General features: G+C 58.1%; 22 protein-coding genes and 2 tRNA genes. 10 read left to right on the forward strand and 14 right to left on the reverse strand.

What is annotated here, in order from left to right; translation table 11 throughout:
- Positions 1–33 precede the first annotated feature (33 nt).
- Positions 34–2,958, reverse strand: a complete 2,925-nt coding sequence (locus KZO34_RS03120) for an insulinase family protein (protein WP_219473293.1) — start codon at positions 2,956–2,958, stop codon at positions 34–36.
- 98 nt (positions 2,959–3,056) lie between these two features.
- Between KZO34_RS03120 and KZO34_RS03125 the strand changes: the two genes are divergently transcribed.
- From KZO34_RS03125 to KZO34_RS03135, 3 genes are all read left to right on the forward strand, one after another.
- Positions 3,057–3,518, forward strand: a complete 462-nt coding sequence (locus KZO34_RS03125; protein WP_219473295.1) for a hypothetical protein — start codon at positions 3,057–3,059, stop codon at positions 3,516–3,518.
- A gap of 114 nt (positions 3,519–3,632) precedes the next feature.
- Positions 3,633–4,985 carry an MORN repeat-containing protein gene (locus KZO34_RS03130; protein ID WP_219473297.1) on the forward strand — a complete coding sequence of 451 codons (1,353 nt, stop codon included), beginning with the start codon at positions 3,633–3,635 and terminating at the stop codon, positions 4,983–4,985.
- Between the two features lie 53 nt (positions 4,986–5,038).
- Complete coding sequence (locus KZO34_RS03135) at positions 5,039–6,136, forward strand: response regulator (RefSeq protein ID WP_219473299.1); 1,098 nt, start codon at positions 5,039–5,041, stop codon at positions 6,134–6,136.
- On the opposite strand, the gene KZO34_RS03140 is transcribed toward KZO34_RS03135, so the two are convergent.
- A complete protein-coding gene (locus tag KZO34_RS03140) occupies positions 6,096–6,764 on the reverse strand; it encodes a nucleotidyltransferase family protein (protein WP_219473301.1) in 669 nt (222 codons plus the stop codon). The genes KZO34_RS03135 and KZO34_RS03140 overlap by 41 nt on opposite strands.
- An 86-nt stretch (positions 6,765–6,850) precedes the next feature.
- Here KZO34_RS03140 and KZO34_RS03145 point away from each other — a divergent pair, with 86 nt between their 5' ends.
- Positions 6,851–7,702, forward strand: coding sequence for a 6-carboxytetrahydropterin synthase (locus KZO34_RS03145; RefSeq protein WP_219473303.1), 852 nt, complete (start codon positions 6,851–6,853; stop codon positions 7,700–7,702).
- Positions 7,703–7,830: 128 nt separating this feature from the next.
- Here the strand turns inward: KZO34_RS03145 and KZO34_RS03150 are convergent.
- From KZO34_RS03150 to gltX, 3 genes are all read right to left on the reverse strand, one after another.
- Positions 7,831–7,906, reverse strand: a tRNA-Glu gene (locus KZO34_RS03150).
- 7 nt (positions 7,907–7,913) lie between these two features.
- Positions 7,914–7,989: transfer RNA gene (locus KZO34_RS03155), tRNA-Ala, on the reverse strand.
- A 116-nt stretch (positions 7,990–8,105) separates the two neighbouring features.
- Positions 8,106–9,587, reverse strand: coding sequence for a glutamate--tRNA ligase (gene gltX, locus KZO34_RS03160; RefSeq protein WP_219473305.1), 1,482 nt, complete (start codon positions 9,585–9,587; stop codon positions 8,106–8,108).
- A gap of 183 nt (positions 9,588–9,770) precedes the next feature.
- Here gltX and KZO34_RS03165 point away from each other — a divergent pair, with 183 nt between their 5' ends.
- Positions 9,771–10,715, forward strand: a complete 945-nt coding sequence (locus KZO34_RS03165) for a zinc ABC transporter substrate-binding protein (protein WP_219473308.1) — start codon at positions 9,771–9,773, stop codon at positions 10,713–10,715.
- On the opposite strand, the gene KZO34_RS03170 is transcribed toward KZO34_RS03165, so the two are convergent.
- The 3 genes from KZO34_RS03170 to KZO34_RS03180 form a co-directional block, all read right to left on the reverse strand.
- The gene (locus KZO34_RS03170; protein WP_219473311.1) at positions 10,692–11,606 is read right to left on the reverse strand and encodes an AEC family transporter; all 915 of its coding nucleotides are present in this window, start codon (positions 11,604–11,606) and stop codon (positions 10,692–10,694) included. The two genes, KZO34_RS03165 and KZO34_RS03170, sit on opposite strands and share 24 nt — an antisense overlap.
- A gap of 111 nt (positions 11,607–11,717) precedes the next feature.
- On the reverse strand, positions 11,718–12,488 hold the full coding sequence (locus KZO34_RS03175; protein ID WP_219473313.1) for an SDR family oxidoreductase: 771 nt from the start codon (positions 12,486–12,488) through the stop codon (positions 11,718–11,720).
- A gap of 36 nt (positions 12,489–12,524) precedes the next feature.
- Positions 12,525–13,451 (reverse strand): ROK family protein, encoded by a 927-nt coding sequence (locus tag KZO34_RS03180; protein WP_219473322.1) that lies wholly within the window; start codon positions 13,449–13,451, stop codon positions 12,525–12,527.
- Between the two features lie 203 nt (positions 13,452–13,654).
- Here KZO34_RS03180 and dusA point away from each other — a divergent pair, with 203 nt between their 5' ends.
- From dusA to KZO34_RS03205, 5 genes are all read left to right on the forward strand, one after another.
- Positions 13,655–14,689, forward strand: a complete 1,035-nt coding sequence (dusA, locus tag KZO34_RS03185; protein ID WP_219473323.1) for a tRNA dihydrouridine(20/20a) synthase DusA — start codon at positions 13,655–13,657, stop codon at positions 14,687–14,689.
- Positions 14,690–14,806: 117 nt separating this feature from the next.
- Positions 14,807–15,772, forward strand: a complete 966-nt coding sequence (tal, locus tag KZO34_RS03190; protein ID WP_219473325.1) for a transaldolase — start codon at positions 14,807–14,809, stop codon at positions 15,770–15,772.
- A 32-nt stretch (positions 15,773–15,804) separates the two neighbouring features.
- Positions 15,805–16,251 carry a tellurite resistance TerB family protein gene (locus tag KZO34_RS03195; RefSeq protein ID WP_219473326.1) on the forward strand — a complete coding sequence of 149 codons (447 nt, stop codon included), beginning with the start codon at positions 15,805–15,807 and terminating at the stop codon, positions 16,249–16,251.
- Between the two features lie 14 nt (positions 16,252–16,265).
- Positions 16,266–17,393 carry a 3-deoxy-7-phosphoheptulonate synthase gene (locus KZO34_RS03200; protein ID WP_219473327.1) on the forward strand — a complete coding sequence of 376 codons (1,128 nt, stop codon included), beginning with the start codon at positions 16,266–16,268 and terminating at the stop codon, positions 17,391–17,393.
- Complete coding sequence (locus tag KZO34_RS03205) at positions 17,390–18,184, forward strand: glycerophosphodiester phosphodiesterase (protein WP_219473329.1); 795 nt, start codon at positions 17,390–17,392, stop codon at positions 18,182–18,184. Before KZO34_RS03200 ends, KZO34_RS03205 begins: the two co-directional genes overlap by 4 nt.
- A gap of 7 nt (positions 18,185–18,191) precedes the next feature.
- Here the strand turns inward: KZO34_RS03205 and sthA are convergent, their stop codons facing one another.
- Genes sthA through KZO34_RS03235 form a run of 6 tightly spaced genes read right to left on the reverse strand, consistent with a single transcriptional unit; the run spans position 18,192 to position 23,499 of the window.
- On the reverse strand, positions 18,192–19,583 hold the full coding sequence (gene sthA / locus KZO34_RS03210; RefSeq protein WP_219473331.1) for a Si-specific NAD(P)(+) transhydrogenase: 1,392 nt from the start codon (positions 19,581–19,583) through the stop codon (positions 18,192–18,194).
- A 58-nt stretch (positions 19,584–19,641) separates the two neighbouring features.
- Positions 19,642–19,890, reverse strand: coding sequence for a (Na+)-NQR maturation NqrM (gene nqrM, locus KZO34_RS03215; RefSeq protein ID WP_219473334.1), 249 nt, complete (start codon positions 19,888–19,890; stop codon positions 19,642–19,644).
- 12 nt (positions 19,891–19,902) lie between these two features.
- Complete coding sequence (locus KZO34_RS03220; RefSeq protein ID WP_219473336.1) at positions 19,903–20,952, reverse strand: FAD:protein FMN transferase; 1,050 nt, start codon at positions 20,950–20,952, stop codon at positions 19,903–19,905.
- Between the two features lie 9 nt (positions 20,953–20,961).
- Positions 20,962–22,188, reverse strand: coding sequence for an NADH:ubiquinone reductase (Na(+)-transporting) subunit F (nqrF, locus tag KZO34_RS03225; protein ID WP_219473338.1), 1,227 nt, complete (start codon positions 22,186–22,188; stop codon positions 20,962–20,964).
- Between the two features lie 37 nt (positions 22,189–22,225).
- Complete coding sequence (gene nqrE, locus KZO34_RS03230) at positions 22,226–22,834, reverse strand: NADH:ubiquinone reductase (Na(+)-transporting) subunit E (protein WP_219473340.1); 609 nt, start codon at positions 22,832–22,834, stop codon at positions 22,226–22,228.
- The gene (locus KZO34_RS03235) at positions 22,834–23,499 is read right to left on the reverse strand and encodes an NADH:ubiquinone reductase (Na(+)-transporting) subunit D (RefSeq protein WP_219473346.1); all 666 of its coding nucleotides are present in this window, start codon (positions 23,497–23,499) and stop codon (positions 22,834–22,836) included. The genes nqrE and KZO34_RS03235 overlap by 1 nt, the downstream gene beginning before the upstream one ends.

The following is a 23,499-nucleotide window of genomic DNA, read 5'->3' on the forward strand; positions in this document are numbered from 1 at the left end:
CTTTCGGCCCTCTTTTCCTGCGCCCGCCCGGGGTTACATTTCTTCGATCGCCAGGCCGAGCTCCTCGGCAACCTTGCGGTTTTCCGGACTGGTGACCACCGCGGTGCTGGCTTTCTCAGGCACCAGCCAGGTACTGGCCACTCGCCTGAGATCATCCAGGGTCACGGCCAGCACACGCTCGCGGAACCTGACGCGTTGCTCCGGGCTTCGCCCAAACAACTTGTTATGGAAGGCGTGCCGCGCCGCCCCGGCCGGGGAACGCGGACGGTCCAGCTGGCCGATGACGCCCAGGATGGATTCTTCCAGCTCCTGGTAATCGTGATCGGTTGTCTGCAGCCACTCCAGCGCCTGATCAAAATCGTCGAGAGTCTCAGCCAGACGAGGGTCCCGGTAGGAGAAGAACCGGAAGGTCCCGTTCACACTGTCCTGGCCGGCGCCACCGCCGTAGGCACCCCCCTTCTCGCGGATCGCCCGGTGCAGGTAGCCGTTGCGCAGGAAGCCGCCCAGTACCGTCAATGCGGCCGCATCAGGGTGATCCACAGGAACCGTGCTGTAGGCTTTTGCGCAGAAGTTCACCTGGGTGGAGGTCAGCCACGCCTCGCGGGTGGTGTAGTTCACCGGCTCCATTTTCCAGGGTGACGACTCTGTGCTTTCCTCGCCCTGCCAGCAGGATTTGAGGTCATCCACCATAGCCGGAAGCTGGCCCTCTTCACCAATCACCAGGAACTCGCGGCCCTGACTGCGGATCTTGTCGTGCAGGGACGACAATTTCGCACACAGCGCCTCCAGCTCTTGCGGATCATTCAGCGCCTGATCCAGCTGCTTGGTCCCGCGAATGCCCGCCAGGCCACCCAGCCGGAACGACAGCCAGGATCCCGGACTCATGCCCTGGGCAGCCGCACCCATTGCCAGCGCGTGACCGCTGCCGGTCACGGCCTGTTCCCGACGGGTGCGAATCTGGGCAATGATCTCGCGAATCCGCTCCTTCTCATCAAAACGAGCGCTGGTATAAACGTCCCGCAGCAGACGTGTGAGCTCACTCCGGTTCCGCGCGAGGGCTTTGCCATTGAACACGATGTATCCGGACAGATCCTGAACATCGTCGACCTTTCCCTTGGCACTGAACGATGCGCCAATGCCGCCGGATTCCGCAGAAATACGATCCTGCATTTGCAGGTAGTCCAAATCCCCACAGCCCACTTCAGAGATCAGTGTGGTGTAATACGGCACCAGCAATAGCTCTTCCTCGGTAAGGTCCGGGACCGGCACCACCACCTGTTCATAAACCAGACCATTGGTGCCGCGGGCAAAGACAGTGGCAGAAATGTCACCGTCGTACCGGGACTCAGGCTCCGGCATCTGCAGCGGAACGTCGGAAAGATCCACCTTGGGCAGAATAGAATCATCGTCCTTGCGCATCTGGCGCTCTTCCAGTGCCTTGGCACGCTCGACAATCTGCTGAACTTCCGCATCCGTCAGCTCGGCCTTGCGACGAGCCAGGGCCTCACGGATTGCCTGCTGGCGATGGCTTTCCAGCTTGTCGTCCGGGCGCAGGGTCAACGTAACCCGATGCGGGTTTTCCAGCAGTTTCCGCCGGATCAGGTTCGGCACATACTGGGGATCCCGGATCTTCTCGCGCAGGATTTCCAGCACGGGTTCGAGATCCAGCAATTCAACCGGGTCGCCACCATGAACCATGGGCGCAATGGCGCTCATGATCAACTGCAGGCCATAGGGGAACTGATCCCCGGCGATCTCACGCTGGTGCAGTTCAAGCTGGTGCAGAATGGCCTCAAGACGCTCCTCGCTGACACCTTCCTCGGCTACCTTGAGCAGAGTGGTTTCAATCAGTGCCTCCAGCTCCTTGTGCTGCTCCGGCTCACTGCCCTCGATGCCGCAAACAAAGGTCATTTCCCGGTTGGAATCCTCAAGACCACACATCGGCGATGGCGCGTGACCGAGACCGGTGGTTTCCAGGGCGCGCATCAACGGCGAAGCACTGTTCTCCAGCAAAACGGCAGACAGAAGCTGACCTTCAAGGTTTTCCTGCAAATCAAAGCTGTGACCGAGCAACCAGCCCATGACAATGTGGGTCTTCTTCTCGGTGTCCTCACCTTCGTTCACGGCGTACCCGTGCTCGACCCGCACCGGCGAAAACATGCGCTTCTCATCCCGAACCGGCAATTCGATATCAAGACGGTCAAACCGTTTCAGGGCCAGCTCCTCGAAACGCTCGTGGTGCTCGTGGGCCGGGATATTGCCATAGGTGGCAAAAATGGCGTTGCTGGGGTGGTAATGGTGACGGTAGAACTTCACCAGGTCGTCGTAACTCAGATCGACGATGTGATCCGGCTCGCCACCACTGTTGTAGTGGTAAGTGGTGGTCGGAAAAAGGTGACTGCTCAGGTTCTGCCACAACTGAGAGGTGGGCGAACTCATGGCGCCCTTCATCTCGTTATAGACCACTCCGCGGTAGACCAGGTCGGTACCCGGGTCGTCCGGCGTATCGAATTCAAGCCGGTGACCTTCCTGGGCAAAATCCAGCTGATCCAGCTTGGAGAAAAAGACCGAATCCAGGTAGACCGACAGCAGGTTGTCAAAGTCCTTCCGGTTCATGCTGGCAAACGGATAGGCGGTCCAGTCACTGCTGGTGAACGCGTTCATGAAGGTATTCAAGGAACGACGGATCATCATGAAGAAAGGGTCCCGCACCGGATACCGCTCACTGCCACAGAGGGCGGTGTGCTCCAGAATGTGGGCAACGCCCGTCGAATCCATCGGGAAGGTCCGGAGCGCCACGAAAAAGACGTTCTCCTCGTTGTCCGCTGCCAGGTGCAGGTGCCGGGCGCCGGTCTTCCTGTGACGATACTCCTCAACATCCAGATTGAGGGTGCCAATCCGATGACTGCGAAGCTTTTCAAAGGCCGGATGGGCTGCGTTCTCGATCTCTGAAGCCATTCGAACTATCCTGTCTTTAACAATAAGAGACTTGTAGGGTAACACGTAGTATCGATTATCATGCACAGTCCACAAGCGATAAGGTAGCCCCGCAATTCATGACCACCTATTCACCACACACCAAGGCCGTGGACGCCCCTGAAGTGGCCGTGTATTGGGCTGAACGCCGTAGGTATCTCGAGCGCATCCGCAAGGTTCCGGAAATCAGACAGCGATTCTGGCGCGAAGTTGCCATGTACCTGCTTCGTCGGATCCTGTGGTCCTTTGGCTTCTTTCCCATTTTTATCGCGTTCTGGATTCCGTTCGTTCTCGCCAGCTTTAATCCGGTGGTGATGGCCTCGGACCTGATCCCCCTGCTCCAGGAGTTCACCAGCTCCAACCCCGAAGTCCAGGCCACCACGATCAGCACCCTGACCATTGCCTGGGCATCGATTGGCTTTATCTTCCTGGTCTTTGACTTCGTACTGACGCCGTTCCGTTCCCCCTATGAATATGAAGCCGATGTGTACATGAGGTCATGGGAACAGCTCAACCATGACCAGCTTCCGGACAAAGTGTGATTTGGCCTGCATTCTCGTTAACTCCAGACACTTTCTGTTACATAAGTTTGCACTCACTGGTTAAGATGCAGAGGTAGACAGAATTCTGAGAATGCAGGTTCACGAGGTTCCACCATGGTCGATGTCAGACCGCTTCTGTTCATCAACGCACTGGCCCTGATGCTTCTGGTTACCGCCGGCTTCGCGTCCGTCCGGGACGACGCGATGGCCCTGGCGGAGGTCGCGCCCCCCGCCGTTGACCAGGCGCTTGCGACGGCGAACCAACCCGAGCCCGAGGCGGCGCAACCTGATGTTTTTGCCGAACCCGCCCACCCCCCCGAGTCCGAGCAGGCCGGATCCAGGACGCTTGCCATCGGAACAGAGGCGGAGTTAACGGAAGAACCACGAAGGCCGAAAGCGGAAGCAGAGCCTTTCAGCGTGCCGCCTATGCCAGAGCAACCAACCGTGCTGGCTGTCGCGGAACCGTCCGCAGCCATGGCGACCAGAAGCGATGTATCGCCGACGCCGAAACCAGAACCGGAAAAACCAACTCCGACCACCGGAACCCTTATCCTGCGCTCGAATGTGGTCGGTGACAGCGTGACCATCAACGGCGAACCCTACGGCGCCACTCGACTCGACCTGGAACTCGATCCCGGCCGTTACGAGATCACCATCAGCAAACCCGGATTCAGTGACTGGAGCCGTCAGGTTGCGGTGGAGGCCGGTCGCGAGATGACTCTGGTGGGCAAACTTGAGGCTTATACCACCGTCAACTATCGCAAGGGCTCCTGGGTCGGCGGCGTAAAAACCGGTGACGGCACCTATGAAGACAAAGACGGGCTGCGCTACGAAGGTCACTTCGTCGATGGAAAATTCCACGGTGAAGGCACTGCCTGGTACCCCGATGGCAGCCGCTATGACGGCGACTGGAGTGAAGGTCAGCGGCATGGAGAAGGCACCTGGCGTGGCGCAGATGGGGCGCGCTATACCGGCGAATTCGCGGCCAACCGCTTTAGTGGCAAAGGCACCCTCACCATGGCCAATGGCGACATCCTGACCGGCTACTGGAAAGACGGCCACCTAAACGGCCACGGTTCGCTAACCACAGCGGACGGCATGCTTTATGTGGGCGCCTTTCGGGACGACGAATTTCACGGCCGCGGCTCGCTCACCTACCCGGATGGTCGTCATTACGAAGGCGAATTCTCCACCGGAGCATTTCACGGTACCGGCTCCGAAGTCTTTGCCGATGGCAAGAAGTACGAGGGCGAGTACATTGAAGGAAAATTCCACGGCAAGGGGCTGCTGTTGAACCCCAACGGCAGCTCCATCGAAGCCACCTTCCGACATGGCGAGCCTTATGGAAAGGTGCGCCTGACAACCGCGGCCGGCGAAATATTCACCGCCCGGACAACCGAACCCGGTGTCTGCTATCGGGACAAGAGCTACCGGGCCACTCAATGCCCGAAACTGGAAGGCTGGTAACCGATACCGGCCCGATCATACACGCGTTTGCAGTACAGGATTGAGGTAGTGACATGGCGATCAAGAACGCTCTGCTGGTGGACGACTCCAAGGTGGCGCGGTTTGCCCTGAGCAAGCTGCTGGAAAGTCGTGACATGGAAGTGAACATGGCAGGGTCGGCCGAGGAAGCACTGGATTTCCTGAACGGTTCCGACCGCCCGGACGTCATTTTCATGGATCACCTGATGCCCGGCATGAATGGCGTGGAAGCGACTAAGGCTATCAAGGGCAACCCGGACACCGCCGCCATCCCGATCATCATGTGCACCTCCAAGAAATCGTCGACGTTTATGGAGGAGGCGAAGAACTTCGGTGTATACAACATTCTTACCAAGCCGCCCCACACAGATGGCCTGACCCTGGTTCTTGAGCAACTGGACCGCGATGTCACCGAAGGCACGTTACCCGAACCACCGGAGGTCGATTCAACCAACGCCAACGGAGAAGACGAACTTCTGAACATTCCCGACGACGCCTCGGTTGAGCTGTCCCTCAAAACCGAGGGCGATGCCGCGCCTCAGGACAGTGCTTCCTCGAATGTCGTGCCCCTGACCGGTGACCTGATTGAGCAGATTGCGCGTTCAGCGGTTAAAACCCACATCAACAACCGGCTGCACGAACTGCTCAGCTCCCTCTTTGACGAACAGTTTGATCATCTCAAGCGGGCACTGGATGAATCCCGCAGCAGGCAGGAGAGCACTGTCGAGGAGCGGCTGGATGGCATGGCGGCACTGGTGGAGGAACGCACCCGACACCTGCGCGACGAAGTGGCTGCCGAAGTGAATCTCAACCTGGCCCGCGAACTGGCAGACCTGAAACGGGAACTGAAAAGCAATTCCGGGTTCACCACTGACCACATGGCGGAACTCAAGGACCACATCACCAGCGTCCAGACCATCGACACCGAGTTCTGGCAAACCCTTCAGTCAGAGGCCATTCAACAGGCCCACGAAATATCACGGGAAACCGCCGAGGATATCGCCCAACGGACCATCGATCTCTTCGTGGCCCAACAACGGTCGGCCTCTTCCAAGGTCTACACCGTGGGACTGGCCGTCAGCCTGGGCATCTTCAGCGTCGGGATTGCCTGGTTGTCCGGCCTGTTTGGCTGAGCCTCGACCTTACCTCTTGCCAGTCTTCCGGAGTGTCCACATCGTCGTGGACACCCGGAATATCAACCCGGGTCGCCCTGACGCTGGCCAATAGCGCGCCAGCGCCGCGATCACCTTCCAGCTCCATTAGTTCGGGCCAAAGCCACCGTGGCAGGTAGGCAGGCACCCCGGGCCGACCATCGTAATCGGCTGCGACCGGCTGATTCGGCACAAACCTGGCTGCCTCGCCAAACGCTCTCAGTGAATCTACATCCAGCAACGGCTGGTCGGCCAACAGGACAAAGACGCCCCGGGCTTTTGGCCCCATGCTCGCCAGGCCGGTCGCCAGGGACGCTGAAAGCCCCTGATACCAGTCAGGCGACCTGAGCCAGGCCGTCGGTTGCGACGAGCAGCGAAACCGGATCAGAGGATACCAGGCACCACAAACGACCCGGACGTCTCGACTGAGCACTCGCCCCAACTCGATGGCCCGGTCCAGCAGGATCCCCTGTCGCTCCCCCATGGGAAGCAACATCTTGGGCCGGCCATATCGGCTGGAAGCGCCTGCAGCAAGGATAAGTGTCGGAAATTCCTGATCGGTCGCGCGGGGGGAGAAGTTTATGATAAGCGTCTCGATAGTCAGATACATGAAGCCCGGAGCAGATGCAGACTGCCGGTTTCAGTGATTTTTGCTAGAATTCCGCCATCATTCAACCATACCCGCCCGGACTTTTAATGAATCACCTCTTTGTGGACAACCTCACCGTCATAGATTTCGCATACCTGGACCCTACTCGCGGCCTGGTCGGCGAGAGCTGGATCGCGGATGTGGTGCTGGGCGGCGACCTGGACGATCAGGGTATGGTGTTCGATTTCAGCAACGTGAAGCGGACCATCAAACGGATTATTGACGAGCGAGTGGATCACCGGCTCGTCATTCCCCGTGGCTATGAAGGCCTGTCGTGGAACGAGGATGAACCCGACACGTTTCGCTGGGCGCTGACTGACGGCAGCGAAATCGTCCATCGCTCCCCGGACGAAGCCGTGGTGTGGCTGTCATCCGAGCGGGTCGTACCCTCTGTGGTCGCCAGCCTCCTGGAGCATGAACTCAAGGCGGTTCTGCCTGCAAACGTCACCACCGTTGAAATCAATCTGCGAGAAGATGTGATTGAGGGAGCTTACTACCACTATGTGCATGGGCTCAAAAAACACCTGGGCAATTGCCAGAGGATAGCCCACGGGCACCGCTCACCGATCCGGATCGACCGCAACGGGCACCGGGATTACGATCTGGAACGCCGTTGGTCCAAGCTCTGGCGAGACATTTACGTAGGCTCCGAGGAGGACGTTGTCCGGCGCCACGTGGGCAATGACGGGGTTCGGTATGTAACCTTCGAATACGAGGCAAACCAGGGCGAGTTTGCGCTGACACTGCCCGAGGATCGGGTATACATGCTGGATACGGACACCACAGTGGAACTGATCGCCGCCCATATCGCCGACAAGCTGAAGCTGGAATTTCCGACCGACAGGATCCGGGTCAAGGCCTACGAGGGCGTTGGCAAGGGTGCCATTGCAGCCCGTTAGAAACAGGCGTACGAGCAGCCCCCACACAGACACCGGGGGCTTTGCCACAGATTTCTCCAGGCACAAAAAAACCGCCCAAAGGCGGTTTTTTTGATGGCTCTCCGGTGGACTAAACCGTCAAGCCGAATTGGCGTCCCCTAGGGGGTTCGAACCCCTGTTGCCGCCGTGAAAGGGCGGAGTCCTAGGCCACTAGACGAAGGGGACTAGAAATTGGTGGAGCCAGGCGGGATCGAACCGCCGACCTCAACACTGCCAGTGTTGCGCTCTCCCAGCTGAGCTATGGCCCCTCAACGGCTGCGTATATTAAGGATCCGCCCTATGGGCGTCAACCTCTGAATCGCACTTTTTTCAAGTTTTCTGAACATCCCTGCTCAAGCCGTTTATTTCTTCACCAAAGCGGTTATTAAGCACCCAATGCGGCGTACTCTTTCTCCACTCTCTTGGTCTCCTTCTTTGAAAACCCACCCAACACTTCCAGGGCATGACGCAGACGGGAACGGGTCATATCCGGCCCCAGCAGGTCCATGGAATCCATTACCGACCAGGAATTCGGGGTGCCGGCGACGGCAACGAAGATTGAGAACATGAAGTCGCCCATCTTCAGCTCCATGGCTTTGGCCAGGGCTTTGATGTCCGCGAAGATGTTTTCCTTGCTCCAGTGCCGCTGCGCTTCCAGCTTCCACAGGGTGAACTGGAGGACGCGTTTGATCTGCGCCTCATCCAGCTTGTTGTGAGCGAAATCGTCCGGGGTCAGCTCCAACATTCCGGAGAACATGAAGTTGGCCATAGGTGCGACATCGGAGAACACGTCTGCCCTGCCCTTGATGTGAGGCACCAGTGCCTTCAAGGCATCCTCATTGAACCACCACTGACGCATGCGCTCCATGAACTGTTCTTCGGTGAGCTCGTCGCGCAACCACTGGCCATTGAGCCAACGCAGTTTTTCCACATCGAATACCGGACCACCGAGGGAAACCCGCTGGATGTCGAAGTTCTCGATCATCTCGTCCAGCGTAAACTTCTCGCGCTCATCCGGCATCGACCAGCCCATGCGGCCGAGGTAGTTCGTCACCGCTTCCGGCAGGAAGCCCATACGCTCATAGAAGTTGATGCTGGTCGGGTTCTTGCGCTTGGACAGCTTGCTCTTGTCCGGGTTACGCAACAGGGGCAGATGACACAGCTCGGGCATGTCCCAGCCAAAGTACTGGTACAGCAGCTTGTGCTTGGGCGCAGAGTTGATCCACTCCTCGCCACGCAGGACATGGGTAATACCCATCTTGTGATCATCGACCACGTTCGCCAGGTGATAGGTTGGCATGCCATCCGATTTCAACAGAATCTGGCAGTCCACCTGGGCCCAGTCGATCTCGATGGTGCCACGAAGCATGTCCTGGATCTCACAGATACCCTCGTCCGGAACCTTCATGCGGATTACGTGCGCTTCACCGGCATCCAGACGGCGCTTCACCTCTTCTTCCGGCAGCTCCAGGTCGCCTTTGATGCCCGGATTCAGCCCCTTGGCCTTGCGCTCCTCACGAATGGCCTCCAGTTCTTCCGGTGTCCGGAAACAATAAAATGCGTGGCCGGACGTGACCAGGTCCTCAGCATACTGCTTGTAGGAATCCTTGCGTTCGGACTGACGGTACGGCCCATGAGGACCACCGACGTCGGGCCCCTCATCCCAGTTCAACCCGAGCCAGCGCAGCGCCTGAAGGATGTCCCGTTCTGATTCCGCTGTACTGCGAGCCTGGTCAGTGTCTTCAATCCGCAGGATAAACTGACCGCCGTGCTGGCGGGCAAAGCAGAGGTTGAACAGGGCGACGTAGGCGGTACCAACGTGAGGGTCACCGGTGGGTGATGGAGCAATTCGGGTGCGTACTGTCATGAAACCTTCCTGAAATGTCGGTGGCCGTTTATTAAGCCGGGCATTATACCGACCCACCCCGGATTTCGCATAACCCGCTGGCTTTGCGCGTCCAAACGGTCAATGCCAGCGCCACTCTTGGCGCATCGCCACCGATAATGTAACATTATAACATTCTATTGATTGAACCAGGACACGCCAGCCATGCTACGAACCTATGCCAACGCGGCCACCGCCTTTGCCGCCGGTACGCTACTTTCCCTACCCTCTCTGGCCACGGCGGCCGAAGTCGTCACCTCTATCAAACCACTGGAACTGCTGGTCCGGGCGATTGCTGAAGACGACGTCAAAACCAGCACCATCGTCCCCGCCGGCTCAAGCCCGCACACTTACAGCATGCGTCCCTCACAGCGGCGCGCCCTGGAAAACGCCGATGTGATTTTTTGGGTCGGGCCCGACGTCGAAAGCTTTCTGGACCGGCTCCTGCACGGCGAAGAGTTCCGGGGACGAACCGTTGGCCTTATGGATCCCGAAAACGCCCACGAGGAGGAACGGCATGACGGGCATCACGACCATGGAGGGAAGCATTCCGGGGAAGCGGATATGCATGACCATGGCGACGGTGAGGACCCTCACCTATGGTTGGATCCGACTCTGGCGCTCGGCATGGCAAAAGACATCCATAAGGCCCTGTCGGGACTCAAAGGCGCCGACCAGGAAACTCTGGACCGGAATCTTGCCCGTTTCGAGTCAAATCTGACTGAAACAGAATCCATCATCCGCAAGAAGCTGGAGCCAGCTCACGCGCTCGGCCTGTTTGCTTACCACAGCGCATTCACTCGATTTGCCGAACACTATGAGCTGCCGCTTGTCGACGTACTCACCCTGAATCCGGAGCTGTCCCCCGGTGCCCGGCACGTTGCCGAGGTTCAGACCAAGTTACGCGAGGCAACACACCCCTGCCTTCTGACCGAACCGCAATTCAACCGTCAGTGGTGGACCTCCATCACCGAGGGACTGGATGTCACGTTCAGCACCTGGGATCCCCTGGCCACGGACATCGGAGTAAGCGTAAACGGCTACCAGGAGTTTCAGCTCGGCATTGCCGAGGCTGTGCTGAAGTGCCTACCAGAGGATACTGAGCATTAACGGAATGGAGACGATGGCCAGTAACGTCTGGCCACTGATAATACCCGCCATCAACGGGGCATCGCCGCCGAGCTGGCGGGCAAGGATATAGGCAGAGGTGGCCGTGGGAAGTGCCGCCAACAGAACCGCAACCTGAACCATGGTTCCGTCGAGGCCCAGCAACAATGCAAGCCCCCCGGTCGTGAGGGGAAATCCCACCAGCTTAAGCACCGACGAAACGATAAAAGGCAGGGAAGCCCCTCTCAGAGCCTTGAGCTGAAGCCCCGCACCCACCGTCATTAACCCCATGGGCAACGCCAGGTTGCTGAGAGGCTCCAGAATGCCGCCGATCAGGGGGTGAAACCCGATCTCGAAGAAACTCCAGACCACGCCAATCACCGAGCCCACGATCAGTGGATTGGTCACGATCGCCTTGAACACCGGCACCAACCGGACCGGACCCTCCGTGGCCACGAGAGAAAACATCAGTATGCAAAGCAGGTTCAGCAACGGCACCATGATGGCAACGGCGATCGCCGTCAGCGACAAGCCCTCGTCCCCCAGCAGCATGCCGCCTGCGGCCAGACCCACATAGGAATTGAAACGGATAGCGCCCTGGTAAACCGAAGAAAACACCGGGCCGGGCCAGCGCCAGAACCACTGCGCCAACGCCAGGACCAGTGTCATTGCGATCAGCATGGCACCAATCAGCAAGGCAATATCGCCATAGGCGGAGGCCGGCAACCGCGCCTGTCCCAGCTTGAAAACGAGCATGGCTGGAAACAGCACGTAATAGGTAAACCGCTCTGCCTGTGGCCAGAAATCTCCGCCTGGAAAATCCATGCGCCGGAATACATGCCCGAGCATGATCAGGAAAAATATCGGCAACAGGGCCTGCACCATCAGCGGCATACGCGCAAACTCCAAGGCTTGGGGAGGCTGCCAATTGCCCACCCGTTATTAGCAAGCTATGTAGGGTAGCAAAACCGCACAATCCCGTCTTTCAGACGATCCGGGGGGGGATCAGCCCCGGCGCAGTTTTTTCATCACCGCGCGAGTTACAGCTGCAGGCGATGACCGGGCAATCGGCCAGAGTATTTTGAACTGACCCGAAACCGGCCTGTGAAGTTGCGGCGAGCACACCTGTTTCCAGACCTCTGCGGCAACCTCCGCAGGTGCCAGGTTCACGCCAAGGCTGTCGAACAACCGCGATCCCCCCGCATTGGCCTGAACCATACCCGTATTCACAAATGGCGGCATCAGGTCGCAGACGCGAATGCCATGGGACTCCCATTCGATGTCTAAAGCCTCGGTCATGGCGCGGACCGCATGCTTGCTCGCCGAATAGGAGGCAAAATCGGGTGTTCCGTAAGCCGCTGATGCGGAACTCATGTTCACCACTACCGCGCCCGGGGCAGCCTTGAGGTAGGGAAAAGCTGCATGCAAAACATTCATCAGGCCGATCACATTAATTTCGATCACCGCCCTGTGGTCCGCCATACCAATGCCTTCAAAGCAGCCCACCCTGAGAATGCCCGCATTGTTGTGCAACGCGTCGATGGTGCCACCGGTGCTTTCTGCGAATTTCGACAGGGCGCCGATGACGGCCTTTTCGTCGGTCACATTCAGAGCATGAACGGCGCAAACACGCTCACCCAGCTCAGCCTGGAGGTCGTAAAGCGCCTGTTGGTCACAGTCCGCCGCGCCCACAAACCAGCCTTTTGATGCGAACAGACGTGCAGTTTCCAGGCCGATTCCGGCACCTGCACCCGTAATAAAGATGGACTTGGTCAAGGTTGCTTTTCCTTATTTGTTATTGAGCAAGATTGGTCATAAAAATCGTCCAGCATCGCCCCCCAGCCAGGCTGCTCCCCGCACCCCACTGGAATCCCCATGAACCGACCTTTTGATTGGGGTCCTGCATTCGCCACCGAACACATAGCCAGACAGTCTGCGGGGCAATTCCTCGTATACTTGCTCGGCATTACTCATCCCCCCACCCAGCACAATAATGTCCGGGTCCAATACATTGATCACAGCCGCCAGGCCGCGCGCCAGGTGACCCAGATACCGGTTCATTGTCTCGCTGGCCCGGGACTCGTTCTTGCGTGCCTGCTCAACGATGGCTCGGGCTGACTGTTTCTGGCCGGTGATCAACTTGTGAGTAAGCGATAGGCCGGTTCCGGACAGAAAGGTTTCGTTGCAGCCATGGCGACCGCAGAAACATGGACGTTGCTCCAGTTCAGACTGTGATGTCCAAGCCAGAGGGTTGTGCCCCCACTCACCGGCCACGCCATTGGGGCCGCTGAGTATGTGACCGTTCACACTGATGCCAGCACCGCAGCCTGTACCCAATATGGCCGCAAACACAGTGCCGTGGTTCCGACCTGCGCCGTCCGTCGCCTCGGAAAGAGCCAGGCAGTTGGCGTCGTTGGTGAGGGTTACCGGCCGTTCCAGCAGATCGCCAAGGTGCTTCTGCATGGGTTGGTCGTTTATCCAGGTGGAGTTGCTGTTTTTTATACGGCCGGTAACACCTGACACACTGCCTGGTATGGCAATACCAACGCGTAACTCGCCATCGCCGGCCCGCGCTTCGGCCTCGAACACCAGTGCCCGGATGGTTTTCAGGGTGGCTTGATAGTCCCCGGCAGGCGTGGGAACCCGCTTCCGGAAATGCTCCGTGCTTTGCCGATCCATAAGGATGACTTCGGTTTTGGTTCCGCCCAGGTCAACGCCTACCAGCCAATTGCTGTCCATTACGCTCTCTTGTTCACTTCAGTTCCACAAACATAAAGCTTTGTATCATTCGAAGGAACCACACTACTTGCAATCCAACCAATGCCAGTCGCTGGACGAGTTTCGCCAAAGCCCTACGGAAATTCCATGGCGAACCCTGTTAAACTGCCCCGCCCTTGATTAACGTAACGGTCCAGAACTGAAGCAGCTAACAGGTAACCGCAATGCCAGCAATGCCGTCGCAGGACGCCGCCATCCACAATTCCGGTCCCTCCCGCCGCTTTTGCGTCGCCCCGATGATGGATTGGACCACCAGTCACTACCGGTATCTGGCCCGACTGCTGAGCCGCAACACCCTGCTCTATACGGAAATGGTGACCACCGGCGCGTTGATTCATGGCGACACGGCACGGTTCCTGCGCCACGACCCTGCTGAATATCCTCTGGCGTTGCAGCTCGGTGGCAGCGATGCGGGTGAACTGGCCCATTGTGCGAAATTGGCAGAACATTTTGGCTTTGATGAGGTGAACCTGAACGTTGGCTGCCCCAGCGACCGGGTGCAGAACAACATGATTGGTGCCTGTCTGATGGGCCACCCGGACAAGGTGGCTGAAGGCGTTAGTGCGATGATTGAAGCAACCAGTCTGCCGGTAACGGTTAAGCATCGCATCGGCATTGATGGCCGGGAATCCTGGGATGACCTTTGTGAATTCATCGAAAAGGTCGCCGCAGCGGGCTGTCGAACCTTCATCGTTCATGCCCGGATCGCGATCCTCGAGGGACTCAGCCCCAAGGAAAATCGGGACATTCCGCCGCTCAAGTACGACTGGGTCTACCGCCTGAAACAGACCTACCCGGAGCTCGAGATCATCATCAATGGCGGCATCAAGACCTTTGAAGAGTGCCACGAGCATCTGGCGCGCACCGACGGCGTAATGCTTGGCCGGGAGGCCTACCACAACCCCTGGTTGCTGGCGGGCGTCGACGCCGAATTCTTTGGTGATGACGCACCCACCCGCTCTCGCCATGATGCGCTCAGGGCCATGTATCCCTTCATCGAGAGCGAACTCAAGCGCGGCGTGTTTCTTACCCACATGTCCCGGCATCTGCTTGGTCTGTTCCACGGTGTGCCCGGAGGCCGCCAGTTCCGACGTTACATCAGTGAGAATGCCCACAAACCCGGGGCCGGACTGGAAGTCATTCAGACAGCGCTTGAGAAGGTCCGGGAGCCGGAGCGCTCTGCCATTGCCGAAGCTTAATCAAGCCCAGACCTTTTGTTGTCTTGTTCCTGTCAGAGCGGCCCGTTATTGTAGGCATAGAGCCAGCATCCGGGAGTCGGATGCATCAATAACAGATCAACCGGGACGACAGGACGAATGACGAACAAACTTGAGCAACTGAAAACCATGACCACGGTGGTGGCCGACACTGGCGACCTTGACGCCATTGCCAAATGGCGGCCGGAAGATGCCACCACCAATCCTTCCCTGCTGCTGAAAGCCGCCGCGTCCGACGCCTACCGGCCCATGCTGGACAAGGCCGTCACGGAAGCTCGCCGTCACGGCGGTTCTGACGCCGAACAGCTCACCGTTGCAACGGATACGCTGGCGGTGCTGGCAGGGCGGGAAATCCTGAACCTGATTCCCGGCGTGGTCTCCACCGAAGTGGACGCACGGCTCTCCTTCGATACCGCCGGCACGCTGGAGCGGGCCCGCCGCCTGGTTGACCTCTACGACAAACAGGGTGTGGACACCAACCGGGTTCTGATCAAGATTGCCTCAACCTGGGAAGGCATTCGTGCCGCCGAGCAGTTGGAGAAGGAAGGTATCCGTTGCAATCTCACCCTGCTTTTCTCCTTCATTCAGGCGGCTGCCTGTGCCCAGGCCGGCGCCTTCCTGATCTCGCCGTTTGTGGGGCGAATCCTGGACTGGCACCTGGCCAGCAGCGGCCGTGACAGCTTTCCTGCCGCCGAGGATCCGGGCGTCCTGTCGGTTTCCCGCATCTATAACTACTACAAGGCCAACAGCTATGACACGGTTGTTATGGGTGCGAGTTTTCGCAACACCGGCGAGATCGAAATGCTGGCCGGCTGTGACCGACTGACGATCAGCCCGGCACTATTGCAGGAGCTGCAGGACGACACCAGTCCCCTGACACAAAAGCTGTCGGCCCAGGGTGCCCGCTCGCCGGATCGGCTCGGCACAATCAACGAGAAGCTATTTCGCTGGGAGTCCAACGAAGACGCCATGGCCACCGAGAAACTGGCTGATGGCATCCGGCGCTTTACCGCCGATCAGATCGAGCTGGAACACCGGGTGCGACAACTGGCCAAAGCCGCCTGAATTCACCGTTTACGGAGCGCTGTTAGCCGATCATGATTGACCAACTGAAAAAGCTGTTTGCCGCCCCTGAAGCTGACCAGTCCGAACCAGACCCGCACCAGTTGGCTGTGGCCGCCACGGCTCTGATGGTTCAGCTTAGCCGGGTCGACCAGAACGAAGATGAACGGGAACTGCAAACCATTGTGGACTGCGCGGTAACGGCCCACCAGGTGACCCGGGAAGAGGCCGAGGCCATTCTCAAGGACGCCCTGGACCACGCCGAAGACGCGACCTCCATGTACGAGTTCACTGGCCAGATCAACGAGCACCTCGACCAGAATGCCAAACAGGCGCTGCTGGAGAGTATCTGGCGGGTGGCGTTTGCGGACGGCCGTATCGACAAGTACGAGGAACACCTTATACGCCGTATGGCTGATCTGCTGCATCTTAACCATCGGGAGTACATGCAGGCGCGGCACCGTGCCGAGAGCGCCAGCTGAGACAAGGAGAAAGCATGTTAGCCATTCTTCACCCCAACACGTCGCTGGACAGTGATGCCTACCGCCAGACCCTGCACTTTCTGGAAAACCTGCCCGGGGTGTCGGTGCGGGTTCATGAAATCCAGGGCGCCAGCCAGCGACTGACCGAAATCTACCTGCTGGGGGACACCAAATCTCTGGACAAGGAAGAAATCGAGGCGCTGCCAGCCGTCGAACGCGCCATCCGCATTTCCGATGACTACCGCATACTCGGGCGCCACCGGGATGATCGGCGCCAGAGCGGTTTCACCTATAACGGCGTCGAGTTCAGTCAGTCCAACCTCAACGTGTTTGCCGGACTGTGTGCTGTCGATGTTCCCGAGCACGTGGAAATGATGATGCAGGCCCTGGAGGACAACGGCGAAGTCTGCACTCGAATGGGCGCCTACAAGCCCCGCACCAATCCCTACTCATTCCAGGGTCACGGCAAGGGGTGCCTGCCCTGGGTGTTCGAAAAGGCGGGCAAGCATGGCATCAAGGTGGTCGCCATGGAGATCACCCATGAAAGCCATATCGAGGAAATTGACACCTGCCTGGAGAAGCTTGGCCGCCCGACCGGGGTGATGCTGCAGGTCGGCACCCGAAACACCCAGAACTTTGAGCTCCTCAAGGCGATCGGCCGGCAGAGCACCTATCCGGTCCTCCTCAAGCGCGGCTTCGGTATCACCCTGAACGAATCCCTCAATGCGGCCGAGTACCTGGCCAGCGAGGGCAACGCCAACGTGATCTTTTGCCTGAGGGGAATGAAAACCGAGGCGGGCCAGCCGCACCGGAACATGGTCGATTTTGCCCACGTGCCAGCGGTAAAGCGACTAACCCGGATGCCCGTGTGTATTGACCCATCCCACTCGGTGGGAAGCCGGGAAAAATCACCAGACGGCGTGCTGGATGTCATGCACGCCACAGCCCAGGGCGTGATCGCCGGGGCCAACATGGTGCTGGTAGACTTCCACCCGAAACCGGAGAAAGCGCTGGTGGACGGGCCCCAGGCCCTGCTGATGAGCGAGCTCCCCGCCTACCTCGAAGACATACGGCTCTGCCACGACACCTGGAAGAAACGCCAAGCCATTTATCAACGCCTGAAAGGTGAAGCCACAGAATGATTGTGTACGGACACAGAGGAGCCAAGGGAGAAGCTCCGGAAAATACCCTGCCCGGTTTCGTCCATGCCTACCGGCATGGAATCCGTCACTTTGAGCTGGACCTGGTCCTGTCCAAAGATGGCAAACCGGTGCTGGTGCACGATCTGACCGTGGACCGTACCACCGGCCAGAGAGGGGATGTCAGCAGCTACACAGCCGCCGAACTCGCGGACATGGACGCCCGCCGCAACACCAGCTCATGGCCCCGGAAAATTGGCATCCCCACCCTCGAGGATCTGCTGGACCAGTTCGATGATCTGGAACATCTTCAACTGGAGGTAAAGAAGGACAGCCGGCAGCGACTGAATATCCTGTGCAACCGGATTACCGAAATCATCCAACGCCGGGATCTTTACCAGACCGCTGCCATAACCTCGTCCGACACCTGGTTCCTGAAGGAAATTCGTCGCCGGAACAGGCACATCCGGATTGGACTGGTCGCCGAACGCAAATTCCCACGACCACTGAACATGGCCGCAAGGCTCGACTGCGACTACCTGTGTCTGAACTGGAAGCTGTGCTCGAAGGAACTGGTTGAAAATGCCCATCGCAAGGGGCTGCATGTCTCAACCTGGACGGTTAACCGCATCCACGACATGCTTCAGCTTGAGGAGATGGGTGTGGACAGCATCATCACCGACTACCCGACCAGCACCCGGATGTTCTTTGATAACCGTGCCCGAGCACTGTTATCCCTACCTTCCTCTCAAGCCGACACCCTCTCGGGCGGCGAAGCACTGTCCGCCGGCTGAACCCGGATCAAAAGATCCGGTTCAGGCCATTCAGTGCCGCGACCCGATAGGCTTCTGCCATGGTCGGATAGTTGAACGTGGTGTTGATGAAATAGTTCAGGGAATTGGCATCCCCTTCCTGATTCATGATGGCCTGTCCGATGTGGACGATCTCGGCTGCCTGGTCCCCGAAACAGTGGATGCCGAGGATTTCCCGGCTCTCACGATGGAAGAGGATTTTCAGCATGCCCACGGCTTCCCCGGTGATCTGGGCCCGCGCAAGGTCCTTGAAAAAGGCCTGGCCCACTTCGTAGGGCACCTTGGCTTCCGTCAACTCGCGCTCGGTTTTGCCGACGGAACTGATCTCCGGGATCGTGTAGATACCAGTGGGTACGTCGGAGACAAAGCGGAAATACTCGTCCTTCACGATGTCCGACGACGCGGACCGGCCCTGATCGTAGGCCGCACTGGCGAGACTCGGCCAGCCGATCACATCCCCGGCGGCGTAGACATTCTCTACCTCGGTACGGTAATGCTCATCCACTGCCAGCTGTCCCCGGCCATTCGGCACCAAGCCAATGTTATCGAGGCCGAGAGATTCCGTATTGCCGCTGCGGCCATTACACCACAGGAAGGCGTCGGCCCTGATTTTCTTGCCGGACTGAAGCGACAGGACCACGCCGTGATCATCGCCTTCCACTTTCTCATACTGCTCGTTGTGCCGCACCAGCACGCCGTTGTTCCGCAGGTGGTAGCTGAGTGCATCGGAGATTTCATCGTCGAGGAATGAAAGCAGCCGGCTACCCGGGTTGATCAGGTCGACTTTGACCCCCAGGCCGGCAAATATCGAGGCATACTCGGATCCGATAACACCGGCACCGTAGATGATCAGCGTCCGTGGCGTATGGGACAGGTTCAGGATGGTATCGGAGTTGTAAATCCGGTGGTGGCGGAAATCAACATCGGGTGGCAAATACGGGCGCGAACCTGTTGCGATGATCACCTGCTTGAAATGCAGGGTTTCGATCGACTTGTTGCCCCGGATTTCCAGCCGGTGGCTATCGAGGAAGGAAGCACGACCGTTGATGAGGTCTACCCGGTTCCGGGAGTAGAACTGGGTTCTCAGTTTAACCTGCTTGCCAATCACCTTCTGGGCGTTCTGCAGTACCCTCGGAAACGAGAACCAGCGCGGTTCTCCGATATCACGGAACATCTGGTTGGTGTTGAACGTGATGATCTGTTTAACGGAGTGACGCAGGGCCTTGGAAGGAATGGTACCCCAGTGGGTACAGTTACCGCCGACGGTGGGTTTGTCTTCGATGATCGCGACACGTTTACCGTGTTTCGTCGCATTCATCGCCGCACCCTCACCGGAAGGCCCAGCGCCGATAACGACGACGTCGTAATGATGTTCTGCCATGCGCGCAGTGACTCCTTATCTACGTCGTGGAAAGGTATTCTTAATTATTGAATCGGTATCAGTGTTTACTGGCGTTGCTGGCGTCGTAAGCTAGGTCTTCGGCAGCCTTGCCCTCGCTGGCAACCCGCTGATTCTCTTCTTCGCACTTCTGGGTGTTCCCACCGCAGATGTCGCAGGACTGGCTGATACCCAGTGCCCCAATGCCGCCACAGGTGCCGCTGATCGGTTTACGTCCAAAAATCACACCGACGGACATGGCCGCTACAAGCAGAACCACAATAAACAAAACAAGAAGAAAGGTACCCATGTTGCCCTCCCTTTACTGAGTCACAAATGACGAAAACGCCGGCGTCTGATGGGTTTCAAAGCCGCCTTCCGTCCGAATGATGAAATAGGCCGGGATATTCTCCCTGGTGGCAAGCGCTTCCGCCCGCTCGTAACCCATCACGTTAAAACCGGTCGCCAGGGCGTCGGCTGTCATGCAGTTGTCTGCGATTACCGTAACCGACGCCAGATTATGCCCAATCGGTTTGCCCGTCGCAGGGTCTATTGTATGGGAATAACGGCGACCGTCCGATTCGTAATAGTTACGATAGTCACCGGACGTCGCCATGGCACGACTCTCCAGTGCGACAACGCGGTTCACCTGTCGCCCTTCCGACATCGGCTGTTCGATTGCCAGGCGCCAGGCATCGCCACCCGGTTTGCGTCCGTGAACCCGGACCTCGCCACCAATTTCGACCAGATACGCTTCGATCCCTTCACTGTCGAGGTATCGGGAAACCACGTCAACCCCATAGCCCTTGGCGATCGCCGACAAATCGATGTACTGGGGCACGACGGTCCGGACCGCCGGCGGCGATTCCCTGAGTTCGAGCTTGTCGTGACCGGTTAGTGCCAGGGCGGCTTGCAGTTCCTGATCAGTTGGTACCTGTTCCGGGCGCGCCTCGGGCCCGAACCCCCAAAGATTTACGACTGGCCCGATGGTAACGTCGAATGCCCCATCGGTGAGACTCGCCACTTCGTCGGCTCGTTTCAGCACTTCAAACAGCGGATCCGATAGCGGTATCCATTCCGACTGATCGTCTGCGCCATTGAGGTTCGACAACTCAGAATCCGGGCGCCATGTCGACATGGAGGCATCGACCTTTTCCAGCTCGGCTTCAATCCCTGCCGCCAGAGTCTCCAATCGCGACTGGTCTTCGGTCAATACGACATTGATGTGATAGCTGGTGCCGAAAATCGGTCCGGAGATCTCCCAGACTTTTTCCTCGGACTGAAACGAACAACCCGCCAGAGCGGCCGCGGCCAGTACCATCGCGGCACTGGCCAGGGCTACCCTGACGGGTCGTAGCATGCAGGATGTCATCTGAGCTGATTAACCCCCGAAGTCATCCAGCATGATATTTTCGTCTTCGACACCCAGATCTTTCAACATCTTGATGCAGGATGCGTTCATGATGGGCGGCCCACACATGTAGAACTCACAGTCTTCCGGAGCCGGATGGTCCTTCAGGTAGTTCTCGTAGAGGACGTTGTGGATAAAGCCGGTCGGGCCTTCCCAGTTGTCTTCCGGCAGCGCATCGGAAAGCGCCACATGCCATTCGAAGTTATCGTTCTCTTCCTGCAGCATGTCGAAGTCTTCCACGTAGAACATTTCGCGGACACTCCGTGCACCGTACCAGAAGCTGATCTTGCGCTTCGAGTTCAGACGCTTGAGCTGATCGAAGATGTGCGAGCGCATCGGTGCCATACCCGCACCACCGCCGATGAATACCATTTCGGCATCGGTCTTCTTGGCGAAGAACTCACCGAACGGCCCCATCACGGTAACCTTGTCGCCCGGCTTCATGTTGAACACGTAGCTCGACATGATGCCTGGGTTGTGGTCGGTACCTGGAGGCGGAGTCGCGATCCGGATGTTGAACTTCAGGACGCCCTTCTCTTCCGGGTAGTTCGCCATGGAGTACGCACGGATGGTCTCTTCCTTGTTGATCGCCTTGAAACGCCAGATGTTGTGCTTGTCCCAGTCTTCGTGGAACTCTTCCTCAATATCGAAATCCTTGAAGTCGATTTCGTAGGGCGGGCACTCGAGCTGAACGTAACCGCCAGCGCGGAAATCCACTTCTTCGCCTTCCGGAAGCTTCAGTACCAGCTCTTTGATGAACGTGGCCACGTTGTGGTTGGAAATAACCTCACACTCCCACTTCTTGACGCCGAAGAACTCTTCCGGAACCTCGATCTTCATATCCTGCTTCACAGGAACCTGGCAGGACAGACGCCAGCCTTCCTTCTCTTCGCGATTGGTGAAGTGGGTCTTTTCAGTAGGCAGCATCGCACCGCCACCTTCGAAAACCTTGCACTTGCACTGGGCGCAGGTACCACCGCCGCCACACGCAGAGGACAGGAAGATACCCTGATTTGCCAGGGTACCCAGCAGTTTCCCGCCAGCACCGGTTTTCATGGTGTGTTCGGGATCGTCGTTGATCTCAATCGTCACGTCACCGGTGCTTACCAGCCTGGAGCGGGCCGCAAGAATAATTGCGACCAGCGCCAGAACGATAACGGTGAACATGACCACGCCGAGAATAATTTCTGTATTCATGGTCTCGCCTTTTCGTTAAACCGAATCACCGGGTGAGTTACAGAGAGATGCCGGAGAAGGACATGAAGCCCAGGGACATCAGACCAACGGTAATGAAGGTGATACCCAGGCCACGAAGCCCTTCCGGTACATCGCTGTACTTCAGTTTCTCACGGATTCCGGCCAGCGCAATGATGGCCAGGGCCCAGCCCACACCGGCGCCAAAGCCGTACACGACACTTTCGCCGAAGGTGTAATCCCGCTCTACCATGAACAGTGACGCACCCAGAATGGCGCAGTTCACCGTAATCAGGGGCAGGAACACACCCAGAGCGGCGTAGAGCGCAGGAATATACTTGTCCAGAACCATTTCCATGATCTGAACAATTGCCGCGATTACACCAATGTACGTCAGCAAGCCGAGAAAGCTCAGGTCAACGTTGGGCAGACCAGCCCAGTCCAGCGCACCTTCACGCAAGATGCTGTTATACAGCAGGTTGTTCACCGGAACAGTAACGGTCAACACGACCACAACGGCAATGCCAAGACCGGTAGCGGCCTCAATCTTCTTCGAAATGGCCAGGAAGGTACACATCCCGAGGAAGAAGGCCAGCGCCATGTTCTCAACGAAGATGGCCTTAACAATCAAGCTGATATAGTGTTCCATCAGAAGGCCTCCTTGGCGGTATGGCGAGACATCTTGTAATCCGCCTCTTCAACCTGCTCCGGCTTCCAGGTACGAAGACCCCAGATGGCCAGGCCGATGATGAAGAACGCACTCGGCGGGAGCAGCAGCAGGCCATTCGGAATGTACCAGCCGCCTTCATTCACGGTCGGCATCAGAGAAACACCGAACAGTGAGCCAGCGCCGAGCAGTTCACGGAAGAACGCCACGAACAGCAGCAGGACTGAGTAGCCCAGACCGTTACCGATACCGTCGAGGAAGCTCAGGTACGGCCCATTCTTCATGGCGAAGCCTTCGGCACGACCCATAACGATACAGTTGGTGATGATCAGACCGACAAAGACCGACAACTGCTTGCTGATCTCATAGGCATAGGCCTTGAGAATCTGATCCACCACGATAACCAGCGACGCGATGATCGTCATCTGGACGATGATCCGGATGCTGCCCGGAATCTGGGCCCGCACCAGCGACACCGCCAGGTTAGAGAACGCTGTAACCGCAATAACCGCAAGACACATGACGATGGTCACGTTCATGCTGGTGGTCACGGCCAGGGCCGAACAGATACCGAGGATCTGCAGGGCAATGGGGTTGTTGCTAAAAATTGGTTCGAAGAGAACCTGTTTGGCTGATGCATCTGCCAT

The sequence above is a fragment of the Marinobacter sp. F4206 genome, assembly GCF_019392195.1.
Lineage (GTDB): Bacteria > Pseudomonadota > Gammaproteobacteria > Pseudomonadales > Oleiphilaceae > Marinobacter.